The sequence below is a fragment of the Endothiovibrio diazotrophicus genome (assembly GCF_054657215.1).
Map to the genome: position 1 here is coordinate 59,439 of NZ_BAAHXB010000007.1, position 12,944 is coordinate 72,382.

Consider the following 12,944-nt stretch of genomic DNA (forward strand, 5'->3'; position numbering starts at 1 on the left):
GACTCAAAAAGGACTCACGAGTCGCGGGCCTCGCAGGCGCGCAGGGTGTTCTGCAGGAGGGTGGCGATGGTCATCGGGCCGACGCCGCCGGGGACCGGGGTGATGCAGCCGGCGCGCTCCTTGGCGCCCTCGAAGTCCACGTCGCCCGCCAGCTTGCCGCTCTCCAGCCGGTTCATGCCGACGTCGATCACCGCCGCCCCCTCGCGGATCCATTCGCCGGGGATGAAGTTCGGAATGCCCACCCCGACCACCAGGATCTCGGCGCGGCGCACGTGGGACTCCAGGTCCCTGGTGCGGCTGTGGCAGACGGTCACCGTCGCCCGCTTGGCCAGCAGCTCCAGCGCCGCCGGGCGGCCGACGATGTTGGACGCGCCCACCACCACCGCCTCCTTCCCCTCGCAGTCGATCCCCGAACGCTCCAGCAGGGTCATCACCCCTTTCGGCGTGCAGGGGTGGAGCGACGGCATGCGGATCACCAGACGACCGACGTTGTAGGGGTGGAAGCCGTCCACGTCCTTCTCCGGATCGATCCGCTCGATCACCGCGGTGGGATCGATCTGCTCGGGCAGCGGCAACTGCACCAGGATGCCGTCGATGGCCGGATCGGCGTTGAGCTCATCGACCAGCGCCAACAGCGTCGCCTGATCGGTATCGGCGGAGAGGTCATGGGAGAGCGAGTGGAAGCCCACCTCGGCGCAGCCCCTGCGCTTGCTGCCGACGTAGACCCGGGAGGCGGGGTCCTGGCCCACCAGCACCACCGCCAGCCCCGGCGCCCGCAGCCCCTTGGCGCGCCGCGCGTCCACCGCCTCCTTCACCTCGCGGCGGATGTCCGCGGCGATCGCCTTGCCGTCGATGATCGTGGCGCTCATGGTCTCGCTCCTGTGGGGGCCTGTCGGGAATGATGGGGGCTCGGAAAAGGGCGGTAATTCTACTGGATTTCCCCGGCCTGTCCCAATGGCCCGAACCGAAACGCACTTTTCCCGTCGGAGCCGCTCCCACGGGTTGAGGATGGCGTGACCGAATGGCGTTGCGGCCCACCTGGCCGGCATTTTTTCGGGGCTATGTCCGCGGGGGCCGGCGGATCGGGAGCGGAAATGGTAGTCTCCCGTACTTCCGAAAGAGACATCGCGTGACCATGAAAGACCCGCAAAAGCTCCTCCAGCAGGGGATGGAACTCCACCGTGCCGGCCGTCTCGACGAGGCGGCGGCGCGCTATCGCCGGGTGCTGAAGGTGCAGCCGAAGAACGCCGACGCCCATTATCTCCTCGGCGTGATCGCCCAACAGCAGGGGGACCTGGCGGCCGCCGCCGACCGGATCGGCAAGTCGCTCCTGCGCAATCCCCACTTCGCCGCCGCCCACTCGGCGCTGTCGGTGGTGCGCCTGGAGCTGGGCGAGGTGAGCGGGGCGCTGGAGAGTGCCGAGCGGGCGCTGCGGCTCACCCCCGACGCCCCCGACGTGCAGTACAACCGGGCCAACGCGCTGCGCGCCGCCGGCCGGCTGGAGGAGGCCTGCACCGGCTACCGCCAAGCGCTGGCGCTGCGCCCCGACTACCTCACCGCCGCCAACAACCTCGGCGTCACCCTGGAGCAGTTGGGGCGGTTGGACGAGGCGAAGGAGGTGCTGCTCGCCCTCCTCGCGGCCATGCCCGGCTTCCTCGATGCGCGCAACAACCTGGGCAAGGTGCTGTTCCTCAGCGGTGACTTGGCGGGGGCGGAGGCGGCCTTCGACGAGGTGCTGCGCCACCGCCCCGACGACCCCGAGGCCAACCTCAACCGCGGCATGCTGCACCTGCTGCAGGGGCGGTTCGCCGAGGGGTGGCCGCTCTACGAATGGCGCGCCGCGGTGCCTGGTGCCGGCGTTCAATCGCTCGCCGGCGAGCCGTGGCGCGGCGAGCCGCTGGACGGCGGGGTGCTGCTGCTCTACGCCGAGCAGGGGTTCGGCGACACCCTCCAGTTCATCCGTTACCTGCCGCAGGTGATCGAGCGTTGCGCGGGAAGGGTGGTACTGCTGGTGCCGCGCCCGCTGACGCCGCTGCTACGTGGCCTGCCAGGGGTGGAGCGGGTGATCGACGAGCGGGAGCCGCTGCCGCCCTATCAGCGCCAGGCCGCACTCCCCTCGTTGCCGGGCCTCTTCGCCAGCGACGCCGCGTCGATCCCCGCCCGGCTCCCCTACCTGCCAGTGCCCCCGCCGCTGCGGTCGCCGCTGGCCGAGGCGCTGGCCGACCGCGGGCGGCCGCGGATCGGTCTGGTGTGGGCCGGCAACCCCGGCCATCACAATGACCACAATCGATCCCTGCCGCCGTCGCTGCTGGCGCCGCTGCTGGCGGTGGCCGAGGTGAGCTGGGTCTCGCTGCAGAAGGGGAGGGCGGAGGCCGACGCGCCGCCTCAGGTTCTGCCCGTGGGTGGGTTGCTGGAGGACTTCGCCGACAGCGCCGCCCTGCTTGGCGAACTGGACCTGCTGATCACCGTCGATACCGCGGTGGCCCATCTGGCCGGCGGGCTGGGGCGGCGGGTATGGGTGCTGCTGCCGTTGGTGCCCGACTGGCGCTGGCTCACGGAGCGTGAAGATTCCCCCTGGTATCCCGGCGTGATGCGGCTGTTCCGCCAGCGGCGTTTCGGCGACTGGGCGGAGGTGGTGGAGCGGGTCGCGGAGGCGTTGCGGGAGTGGCTCGTCAGGCGGCGGTGAGGCACGTCTTCTTCGCGGGGCGTATCCGCTGGGGCCGTCGATTAGGAGACGGGCCTTGCCCTGGCGGCTCGCGGAAGGGGCGTGGTGCCGGCGGGGAGATTGCGGCGGCCGCAGGCCGCCCTATAGGGCGCGCTGTGCGCGCCGCGCTGAACGAAGGCAGCGCTCGGGAAGGCGGAGGGCGACGCAACCGAGCGGAGTTCCGTTCGGCAGCGGTGGCCAAGGGCCACCCTATAGGGATCGGGCGAGGCGGGTGGCGGCGGGGTAGTCGGTCTTGCCGCTGCCGAGCAACGGGAGACGCTCGACGGTGTGGATGCGGCGGGGCACCAGCAGTTCGTTGAGCCCTTCGTGGCGGGCCTGCGCCAGCAGTGCCGCGGGGGTCGCCTCGCGGCAGTCGGTGAGCAGGATCAGCCGCTCCCCCTTGCGCTCGTCGGGCAGCGCCACCACCGCGTGGTGGTGGTCGGGCCAAGTGCGCTCGGCCAGCGCCTCGGCGGCGCCCAGCGGGACCATCTCGCCGGCTACCTTGGCGAAGCGCTTGAGGCGGCCGCGGAGGGTGAGGAACCCCTCCTCGTCGAGGGTGGCGACGTCGCCGGTGTCGTACCAGCCGGGTTCGCTGCCGGCCGCGGGGGGCTGGAGCCGGCCGGGGCGGTCGGCCTTGAGGTAGCCGAGCATCACGTTGGGGCCCCGGACGATCAGCCGTCCCCCGTCGGTGATCCCCTCCACCGGCTCGATGCGGTGGTCGATGCCGGGGAGCAGCCGGCCGACGCTGCCGGGGCGGTTGGCGTGGGGCGAGTTGGCGGCGAGCACCGGCGCGGTCTCGGTGGCGCCGTAGCCCTCCAGCAGACGCACGCCGAAGCGCTCGGCCCATACCCGCCGGGTCTCCTCGCGCAGCGGCTCGGCGCCGGCGATCACCACCCGCACGGCGCGGAAGTCCATCGGATCGGCACGGCGGGCGTAGCCGCGCAGGAAGGTGTCGGTGCCGAGCAGCGCGGTGGCGTTGCGGTCGTAGGCCAGCTCGGGGATGGTGTGGTAGTGCAGCGGCGAGGGGTAGAGAAACACCTTGGCGCCGCCGAGCAGCGGGATCAGGGTGCCGGCGGTGAGGCCGAAGGAGTGGAACATCGGCAGGGCGTTGAGCACCGTGTCCCACGGGCCGAAGTCGAACTCGGCGGCGACCTGGTAGCGGTTGGCCAGCAGGTTGGCGTGGGAGAGCACCACCCCTTTGGGGGTACCCTCGGAGCCGGAGGTGAAGAGCACCACCGCGGGGTCGTCGGGGCGGCCGGCGGGTGGCAGCGGCACCAGCCGCGGGGCGAGCAGGGCGTAGAGCTTGTCGGTGAGGGAGAGGCGCTCGCGCAGATCCTCCAGGTAGACCAGCTCCACCTTGCGGGCGAGGGCTTCGGCGAGGGGTTGCAGGCGGGCGGTGGCGATGAACCTGCGCGAGGTGTAGACGCGCTTCAGGGTGGCGGCGGTGCAGGCGTCGAGCAGCGCGGCGGGGCCGGCGGTGAAGTTGAGCAGCGCCGGGGTCCGTCCGCGCAGGCTGAGGGCAAAGAAGGAGACCAGCAGGGCAACGGTGTTGGGCAGCAGCAGGCCGACCCGCTCGTCGGCCTCGGTCTCCCGCGCGAACAACCGCCCGAGGACCAGGCTTTTGCGCAGCAGGCCGCTGTAGCTGAGCGGCTGGCGCTGGATGTCCTCGGCGATCTCCTGGCCGCCGCCATAGGTGCGCCGTGCCTCGACCAGCGCCTCGCCGAGGGTGCGCCGCCAGGGGGCGGTGGCGAAGTGGTTCTCGGCCATCAGCCGGGCCAGTTGGCGGGTGGCGGCGCGGCGGCGGGCGCGGCCGCGCAGCGCCGGATCCACGGCGAGGGTGCGCGGCGCCAGGAAGGTGAGGGTGACCCGCGGGAACCAGCGCAGCCGCCAGCGCCCCTGCATGCGCGAGAAGCGGCTGTATTGGGGGCCGTCGATGTGCAGCGGGATCAGCGGGCAGCCGGCGCGGTCGGCGACCATCGCCGGGCCGGGATAGATCTTCATCAGGGTGCCGGTGACGGTGATCCGCCCCTCGGGGAAGATCACCGCCCGGTGGCCGGCCTTGAGGTGGTGGATCAGCGACTTCACCGACAGCGGATTGAGCGGGTCCATGGGGAAGAAGTCGACCACCGGCAGCAGCGGGCGGAGCCACCACGCCTCGGCGACGTAGGTGTTGACCACGAAGCTGGGGCGGTCGGGGAGGAACAGGGTGAGCAGCACCGCGTCGAGAAAGGAGGTGTGGTTGGCCACCACCAGCGCCGGGGTGGGCGCGCGCAGGTAGTGCTCGAAGCCGTGGATGCGCACCCGGAAGAGCAGGCGCAGCAGGCCGCGGACCAGCGGTTTCAGCAGCTCGACGATCATGGGGCCCATGATAGCTTTTTGCGGGCGAAGGCGAAGAGCGGCGTGCAAACCGGGTTGTCGGCTATAGTGGGGATCGGGGAGTCGGTCGGGATTGACCGCGGCGGCAGCGGCGGGGAACATCGGCGGAATCACTTTTACACGATATTCGGGAAGTGCCATGAAAGAGCATGAGCGCCGCGGGGCGCAGCGGGTGACCCTCTCGCCCTGCGGTGAGACGGGGGGCGAGGCGGGTGACGAGGTCGGGTTGTCGGGGATGGTGCATGACCTGTCGGCGAGCGGCATGGCCTTCGTCTCCGAACGGTCACTGAGCGCCGGTGCTGCGTTGCGGGTCGGTTTCTCCCTGGCCGATCCGGTGGCCAACGTCACCTATCCGGTGGATGCCCGGGTGGAGGTGGTGCGTTGTCAGCCGCAGGACGGGGGGCTGCACCGGGTGGCGGTGCGTTTCACCGACCTCGAAGAGGAGGGCGCGCGCCACCTGCGGGAGTACCTGGAGAACCTGCTGATCCTGATCTGAGGCGGTCGTTTGCGCCGCCGTGCCCGCAGGCCGTCTCTACTCTTTCTCCAGCGGCGGGACCACGCCGCCCTTCGCCAGTGCGCGGTAGACCTTGCGGCTGCTCTTCGCCAGTCGGTCCACGTCCCCCAAGGTGGGGACCTCCCCCCGCTCCAGCCGCTCCTCCCATTCCTCCAGTTCTCCGGCCAGATACTCCAGTAGTTTCGGCGAGCAAACTGTGCAGCCGGCCTCGCACAGCTCCTCGACGCTACGCTCTAAGGGTAGCGCGCTACGCACCTGTGCGATCAGGTTGCGCATCGCTTGCGGGGTCTTGGGCTTCATCGCCCGCTACTCGTCTTCGTGGCAGGCGGCGGGGTCTTCGCCGTAGTTGAAGGTGATCTCTTCGTGGGTGTCGATGTCGCAGGCGGCGTAGAGGTGGACACCGTCGAATTCGGCGCAGGGGGTGTTGCTGTGGTTGAGGTAGCGCAGCTGGTTGCGCCCGCTCACCCCATGCCACTCGCCGTTTGTCTCCTGCACCCAGAGGACGTAGGTGCCGTTCCTGGAGGCGGCGGGGCCGTGGTAGCTGCCGATGTACTGCCCCTTGGGGATCGGGCACTTGGCGAAGACCCCCTTGCCGTGGATCGGCGAGTTGGCGACGTAGATCCAGTCGCGTAGTTTACTGTTGTTTTTGGTCACGATGCTCGTTGCTTCGGGCGTCAGCCCGTCGTAAGAGATTAAACGCGGGTTAATGCTGGGGCCATTGTATGCGCAATATCGACAACCAGGAACCGTCAGGTGTTGGGATAGCCGGTGCGGCAGTTGGAGTGGGGGCTGATGGGGTGATGTTATCAGGGGAAATGCATGCCCAGTGTAATTGATTGGGTCGTGGATTGTCGAATGCGTTGAGTGAATTCTGAACATTTATTGTTTCTATATGGATTTAGAGGCATCTGAATCTTGTGCTTAATAGTTTCGTAGGCTAAATATTCCTTGTCCCATGGGGGACGGTCGCTCGAATAGTTCAGTGTCAGAGAGTGGCTTCAGAAGAAAACGGTCAGTCTGGTTAAGTAAATATTTTGCATTTTTAGTTACGGAGGACGTTGGCAATGATTGAGAAATACGTGGTCCTGCAAAACCGTGGGCGGATGACACCGTCGTTGGAAAACTTGGGGTTTGATGGCTCTTTCCGTGCAACGGCTTCAACCGCTTTTCGCGGCTCCAGAGACGGCTCGGCAGACGAAGAATCACTCGTCATTCACGAGGCTGAGCTGACCAAGTCGGAGCGGCATGATCTAAGAAGAGATCCCCAAACGTATGCGGTCGCGCCGGTTATGCAGATGAAGCTAATCGATCCGGTTTCCGTGAAAGACTCGGCCGTTCCCGTTGGTACTTCTGCAACGTGGGGTATTGAGGCGGTTGGCGCCCTGGTGTCGAATTTTGATGGGGCTGGGGTCTGCGTGGCGGTCTTGGATACAGGAATTGATCCGAATCACACTGCTTTTAGTGGTATGAATATTGTTCAACGGAATTTCACAGCTGAAAGTGACGATGACTTGCATGGTCATGGAACTCATTGTGCGGGAACCATCTTTGGCAGAGATGTCGATGGTTATCGTATAGGTGTCGCACGAAATATTGATAAGGCGCTTATCGGGAAGGTCTTGGGGGAGGGTGGGGGCTCCTCTTTGATCATATCTAAAGCGGTTCAATGGGCTTTGCACAACGGTGCAAATGTTATTTCGATGTCGCTAGGGATCGATTTTCCGGGTTATGTCAGTTATTTGGTTGGTCAGGGGATGGATGTCAATCCGGCAACTTCCAAAGCTCTCGAGGGGTATCGCGCCAACGTCAACCTATTCACTCAGTTATCGCGATCTGTGCAGGCATACGGAGCCATGGGCCAAGGTTGCGTCATCGTGTCCGCATCCGGAAATGAAAGTGATCGACCTGCCTACGAGATCGCTGCCGCTCCACCTGCTGCGGGTACGGGTATTGTGGCTGTTGGCGCGTTGGGTGAAACCCCCAACGGGTTGGAAGTGGCCGATTTTTCCAATTCAGCCGTCGATGTCTCCGCTCCAGGAGTCGATGTGATCTCCGCTGCGCTTGGTGGCGGGCTTGTCTCCATGAGTGGCACGAGTATGGCCACCCCCCATGTGGCGGGCGTGGCTGCCTTGTGGGCGGGCAAACAGATATCTCACCACGGGCGAATCAGCGGTGACGCTCTCATGGCAAGGCTAGTTGCTAGCGGGTCGATGAGCCCGCTGGTCTCAAACTCGGATTGGGAAGATGTCGGTACCGGTATCGTTCAGGCGCCGCAGTAGGTGAAAAAAGACGCAAACGCTCGGACGCGTTGGCTCCCCTCTACTTGCACAATGTTGGCGAAGATGGCCGCGTGTCCGCGGCCATCTCATTTTCATAGGGCTTTAATTTTTTCCAACTGATCCGTGAGTTGTTCCAAGGCAGCTTGGTTCTCTTCTACTTTGTGTCGCACGCCGTCGACGATTTGGGCAGGGGCCTTGTCGGCGAAAGAGGGGTTGTTGAGCTTCGCCTCGCCCTTGGCGATCTCGCCGCGCAGGCGCTCGATCTCCTTGCCCAGGCGTGCCAGTTCCGCCTCCTTGTCGATCAGCCCGGCCATCGGGATGAGGATCTTCATCTCGCCGACCAGGGCGGTGGCCGATTCGGGGGCCTCCTCCTCGGCCACCCAGACGAGCGACTCCAGGCGGGCCAGCTTGGTGAGGTAGAGCTGATAGGTCCCGCTGCGGGCGCGGTCGCTCTCATCGCCGCCGCTGAGCAGTACCGGCAGCGGCTTGCCCGGGGCGATGTTCATGGAGGAGCGGATCTTGCGCACGCCCATGATGAAGAGTTTCACCCACTCCACTTCGGCCAACGCCGCGGCGTTGACGAGGGTGTCGTCGGCCTCCGGATAGGGCTCGTGCATCAGCGTCTCGCCCGATTTTCCCGCCAGCGGTTTCACCGTCTGCCAGATCTCCTCGGTGATGAAGGGCATGATCGGGTGGGCTAGGCGCAGGATGGTCTCCAGTACGCGGACCAGGGTGCGGCGGGTGCCGCGCAGCTGGGTCTCGGAGACGCCTTCATCATTGAGTACCGGCTTGGAGAGCTCCAGATACCAGTCGCAGTACTCGTTCCAGGTGAACTCGTAGATCGCCTGGGCGGCATGGTCGAAGCGGTAACCATCGAGGGCGCCGTTGACGGTCTGCTCCGCCTGTTGCAAGCGGGAGATGATCCAGCGGTCGGCGGCGGAGAGTTCCACCTCGCCATCGCTCTGCCCGCAGTCCTGCCCCTCGGTGTTCATCAGCACATAGCGGGCGGCATTCCACAGCTTGTTGCAGAAGTTGCGGTAGCCCTCGATGCGCCCGAGATCGAAGTTGATGTCGCGGCCGGTGGAGGCCAGGGATGCGAAGGTGAAGCGCAGTGCGTCGGTGCCGAAGGCGGGGATGCCGTCGGGGAACTCCTTGCGCGTCTGCTTCTCGATCTTCTGCTTGAGGTGGGGCTGCATCATGCCGCTGGTGCGCTTGGCGATCAGCGCCTCCAGCTCGATGCCGTCGATCAGGTCGATGGGGTCGAGTACGTTGCCCTTCGACTTGGACATCTTGTTGCCCTGGGAGTCGCGCACCAAACCGTGGACGTAGACCTCGTGGAAGGGCACCTGGTCCATGAACTTGAGGCCCATCATGATCATCCGCGCGACCCAGAAGAAGATGATGTCGAAGCCGGTGACCAGCACGTTGGTCGGGTAGAACGCCTTCAATCGGTCGGTGTCCTCCGGCCAGCCGAGGGTGGAGAAGGGCCACAGCGCGGAACTGAACCAGGTGTCGAGGACGTCCTCGTCCTGGCGTAGCGGGTAGTCGGCAGAGAGGCTGTGCTTCTCGCGCACCTCCTCTTCCGAGCGGCCGACGTAGACGTTGCCGGCGTCGTCGTACCACGCCGGGATGCGGTGGCCCCACCAGATCTGGCGGCTGATGCACCAGTCCTGGATGTTGCGCATCCACTCGTAGTAGGTGTTCTTCCAGTTGTCGGGGACGAACTTGATCCGGCCGCTCTCCACCGCCTCGATGGCGGGTTTGGCCAGCGGGGCGACCTTCACGTACCACTGGTCGGTGAGGTAGGGCTCGATCACCGCGCCGGAGCGGTCGCCGCGGGGGACCATCAGCTTGTGGTCGACGATCTGCTCCAGCAGGCCCGCCTCTTCCAGGTCGGCGACGATGCGCTTGCGCGCCTCGTAGCGGTCGAGACCGATGTAGGCCGGCGGGATCAGCAGGTCCTCGTCCTCCTCGTTGTCGCGGATCGCCGCGTCGGGGGTGAAGATGTTGATCAGCCCACCGTGGATCTGGCGGCTGATCGCCAGCTCGTCGCGGTGGCGCTGCCATACCGCGTAGTCGTTGAAGTCGTGGGCGGGGGTGATCTTGACGCAGCCGGTGCCGAACTCGGGGTCGGCGTGCTCATCGGCGACGATCGGGATCTTGCGGTCTGTCAGCGGCAGCTCCACCAGCTCGCCGATCAGGTGTTTGTAGCGCTCGTCCTCGGGGTTCACCGCCACCGCGCAGTCGCCGAGCATGGTCTCGGGGCGGGTGGTGGAGACCACCAGATGGCCGGTGCCGTTGGAGAGGGGGTAGCGCATGTGCCACATGTGCCCCTTTTCCTCTTCGTTGAGCACCTCCAGGTCGGAGACCGCGGTGTGCAGCTTGGGGTCCCAGTTGACCAGCCGCTTGCCGCGGTAGATCAGTCCCTCTTCGAACAGCCGGACGAACACCTCCTTGACCGCGTCCGAGAGCCCCTCGTCCATGGTGAAGCGCTCGTGCTGCCAGTCGAGTGAGGAGCCGAGGCGGCGCAACTGGCGGGTGATCGCGCCGCCCGATTCGCCGCGCCACTCCCAGACGCGGTCGATGAAGACGTCACGGCCGAGGTCGTGGCGGGTCTTGCCCGCGGCCTCCAACTGGCGCTCCACCACCATCTGGGTGGCGATGCCGGCGTGGTCGGTGCCGGGCTGCCAGAGGGTGTTGTCGCCCTTCATCCGGCGGTAGCGGACCAGGGTGTCCATCACCGTGTTGTTGAAGCCGTGGCCCATGTGCAGGCTGCCGGTGACGTTGGGCGGCGGGATCATGATGCAGTAGGCGTTGCCCCCTTCCATAGAAGGGGCAAACCAGCCGTTGCTCTCCCAGGTCTGGTACCAGCGCTGCTCAATCGAATGGGGGTCGTAGCTCTTTTCCATGGGGTCGGGTCGTCACGGTTTGGGAAAGGGGAGGGCCCGGCGGAGGGGCGCGAAAGCCGGCAATTATACCGTACGGGGCGCGGGGGCGGAGAAGCCGAATTTCACCACGGAGGGCGTGGACGCATGGGGACTGCGGCGGGTCCGGGGGTTGTGCCGCTGCGGATAGGTTGTGCCGACGGGGAGGTTGGTTCTGTAACACGATGGGCGCGAAGGAGGAGGCACGAAGAACGCGAAGGGGAAGAGCGTTTTGTGTTTCGCTTGCTTGTTCCGGAGTGAATTTGTCGGTAGCAGTTTCGTTCAGCACGGCGCCCGCGGGGCGCCGTGCTGAACGAACGCACCGTGCTCAAAGAGCGCTTACACTCCCCGATGCCCCTCCCAGCCCTCTCTTCCCTCCGAACCTCAAAGGGCAAAGCGCGAGGCGAGGGTGCGCAGTTCGCCGGCGAGGCGTTGCAGTTCGTGGCTGGAGTCGGCGACCTGGCCGATGCCGCCGGCGCTCTCCTGGGCGGCGCGGCGGATGCTGGCGACGTGTTCGGACATCGCATCGGCCGCCGTCCGCTGGCCGCTGGAGAGGTTGGCGATCTGGCGGTTCATGGCGGTGATCGAGGAGACCGCCTCGGTGATCGCGCCGAGCTGGCCGTCCGCCTCGTTGACCTCACCGACGCTGCGCTCGGCCTGGCCGCGCCCCTCGCCCATCACCTCCACCGCGTTGCGCGCCCCGCTCTGCAGGCGCTGGATCATCTCCTGGATCTCCTCGGTGGACTTCTGGGTGCGCGAGGCCAGGGTGCGCACCTCGTCGGCGACCACCGCGAAGCCGCGTCCCTGTTCCCCGGCGCGGGCCGCCTCGATGGCGGCGTTCAGTGCCAGCAGGTTGGTCTGGTCGGCGATGGCGCGGATCACGTCGAGGATGTTGCCGATGTTCTCGCTCTCCTGGTCGAGGGTATTGATCACCTCAGCGGCCCGTTCGACGTCGGCGGCCAGATTGCGGATCGAACCGGTGACCCGGGCCATCGCCTGTTTGCCGCCGGCGGCCGCCTCGTCGGCTTGGTGGGCCGCATCGGCGGCGCTGTCGGCGTTGTGGGAGACCTCGGTGACGGTGCTGCCCATCTCCTCCATGGCGCCGACGATGCGCTCCACGTCGTTCAGCTGGTTGCCGGCACCTGCGCGGACCTGATCGGTGACCGTGGCGAGCTGGCTGGTGGCGCTCACCACCTGTTCGGAGGAGCTCGCGACCCGCTGGATGATCTCGCGCAGGTTGTGCTTCATCGCGTTGAGGTCGTCGGCGAGCATGCCGATCTCGTCGCGGCAGCGGGTGGTGACGTCGGCGCCGGTGAGGTCGCCGCCGGCAATGCGGTTCAATCCGGCGGCGATCCGCGGGATCGGCGAGAGGGCGTTGCGGATCACCATGACGTTGAGGGCGAGGATCAGCACCATCAGCACGGAGGCGCCGATCAGGCCGTCGCGCAGGGCGCTGGTGGCCTGATGCTGGCGGGTCAGGTCGGCGTCGGTCGTGCGGTGGACCGCCTCGACGAACTGTTCGACCTCCTTGGCCAGCGCGCTGGCGGCGTCGTCGAAGCGGCCCATCAGCTGGTTGCCCTGTGCCGGGCCGCCAGCGATGTAGGCCTCCGCCATCTCGCGGCCCACCTGATAGTAGCGTTCGAATACCGGGACCATCTGCTCGTAGCGCGGTCGGTTGGCCGGGTCGAGCTGCTTCAGCTCATCGATCAGGGTGTGGAACCGCTTGGCGTTGGCGGCGGCTTCGTCGAAGCCGTCGTTGAGACCGTCCTGCCCGCGGGTGGCGCTGATGTCGGTGAGCCACTGCTGCACCTGGACCACCGCCAGCTTCAGCTCGTGGGAACGGTTGAGGATCGGGATGGCGGAGGACTCGACCCGCTGGCTGCTCTCGGCGACCTGGCCGATGCGCACCACCGAGAGGGTCATTTCGCCGAGGATGGTGAGGACCAGCAGGCCGCCGGCCAACAGGAACTTCTGAAGAAGGGTCAGGTTTTTCAGGAATCCCACGGACGTTCTCCCTAATTTGATGGGGGCGGGGCGGCGGCGTCCCCTTGGCGGAATCAGCGAGGTCCCGGTTCGGCTGGGTTCCGCTGCCTCCGGTCGTGAATCCAGGATAGAGGAGAATTCATCGAATCGTTACCCGCTTGTAA

At 66.5% G+C, this 12,944-nt stretch carries 9 protein-coding genes; 3 read left to right on the forward strand and 6 right to left on the reverse strand.

Translation table 11 applies throughout. From position 1 onward, the window contains the following. Nucleotides 1-14 precede the first annotated feature (14 nt). The gene (gene folD / locus ACYQ2W_RS03570) at nucleotides 15-869 is read right to left on the reverse strand and encodes a bifunctional methylenetetrahydrofolate dehydrogenase/methenyltetrahydrofolate cyclohydrolase FolD (protein ID WP_459863284.1); all 855 of its coding nucleotides are present in this window, start codon (nucleotides 867-869) and stop codon (nucleotides 15-17) included. A gap of 266 nt (nucleotides 870-1,135) precedes the next feature. On the opposite strand from folD, the gene ACYQ2W_RS03575 reads away from it, so the two are divergent. Next, on the forward strand, nucleotides 1,136-2,686 hold the full coding sequence (locus tag ACYQ2W_RS03575; RefSeq protein ID WP_459863353.1) for a tetratricopeptide repeat protein: 1,551 nt from the start codon (nucleotides 1,136-1,138) through the stop codon (nucleotides 2,684-2,686). 228 nt (nucleotides 2,687-2,914) lie between these two features. On the opposite strand, the gene ACYQ2W_RS03580 is transcribed toward ACYQ2W_RS03575, so the two are convergent. Beyond that, the gene (locus ACYQ2W_RS03580) at nucleotides 2,915-5,071 is read right to left on the reverse strand and encodes an AMP-binding protein (RefSeq protein ID WP_459863286.1); all 2,157 of its coding nucleotides are present in this window, start codon (nucleotides 5,069-5,071) and stop codon (nucleotides 2,915-2,917) included. A gap of 148 nt (nucleotides 5,072-5,219) precedes the next feature. Between ACYQ2W_RS03580 and ACYQ2W_RS03585 the strand changes: the two genes are divergently transcribed. Beyond that, the gene (locus tag ACYQ2W_RS03585; protein WP_459863288.1) at nucleotides 5,220-5,576 is read left to right on the forward strand and encodes a PilZ domain-containing protein; all 357 of its coding nucleotides are present in this window, start codon (nucleotides 5,220-5,222) and stop codon (nucleotides 5,574-5,576) included. Nucleotides 5,577-5,612: 36 nt separating this feature from the next. Here the strand turns inward: ACYQ2W_RS03585 and ACYQ2W_RS03590 are convergent, their stop codons facing one another. Beyond that, nucleotides 5,613-5,894 (reverse strand): hypothetical protein, encoded by a 282-nt coding sequence (locus ACYQ2W_RS03590; RefSeq protein ID WP_459863290.1) that lies wholly within the window; start codon nucleotides 5,892-5,894, stop codon nucleotides 5,613-5,615. Nucleotides 5,895-5,900: 6 nt separating this feature from the next. Next, entirely contained in the window at nucleotides 5,901-6,248 is a 348-nt protein-coding gene (locus ACYQ2W_RS03595; RefSeq protein ID WP_459863292.1) for an SET domain-containing protein, read from the reverse strand. A gap of 410 nt (nucleotides 6,249-6,658) precedes the next feature. On the opposite strand from ACYQ2W_RS03595, the gene ACYQ2W_RS03600 reads away from it, so the two are divergent. Then, the gene (locus tag ACYQ2W_RS03600) at nucleotides 6,659-7,873 is read left to right on the forward strand and encodes a S8 family peptidase (protein ID WP_459863294.1); all 1,215 of its coding nucleotides are present in this window, start codon (nucleotides 6,659-6,661) and stop codon (nucleotides 7,871-7,873) included. 92 nt (nucleotides 7,874-7,965) lie between these two features. Here the strand turns inward: ACYQ2W_RS03600 and ACYQ2W_RS03605 are convergent, their stop codons facing one another. Then, nucleotides 7,966-10,782 (reverse strand): valine--tRNA ligase, encoded by a 2,817-nt coding sequence (locus ACYQ2W_RS03605; RefSeq protein ID WP_459863296.1) that lies wholly within the window; start codon nucleotides 10,780-10,782, stop codon nucleotides 7,966-7,968. Between the two features lie 399 nt (nucleotides 10,783-11,181). Then, nucleotides 11,182-12,801 carry a methyl-accepting chemotaxis protein gene (locus ACYQ2W_RS03610; RefSeq protein WP_459863298.1) on the reverse strand — a complete coding sequence of 540 codons (1,620 nt, stop codon included), beginning with the start codon at nucleotides 12,799-12,801 and terminating at the stop codon, nucleotides 11,182-11,184. Between the last annotated feature and the right edge of the window lie 143 nt (nucleotides 12,802-12,944).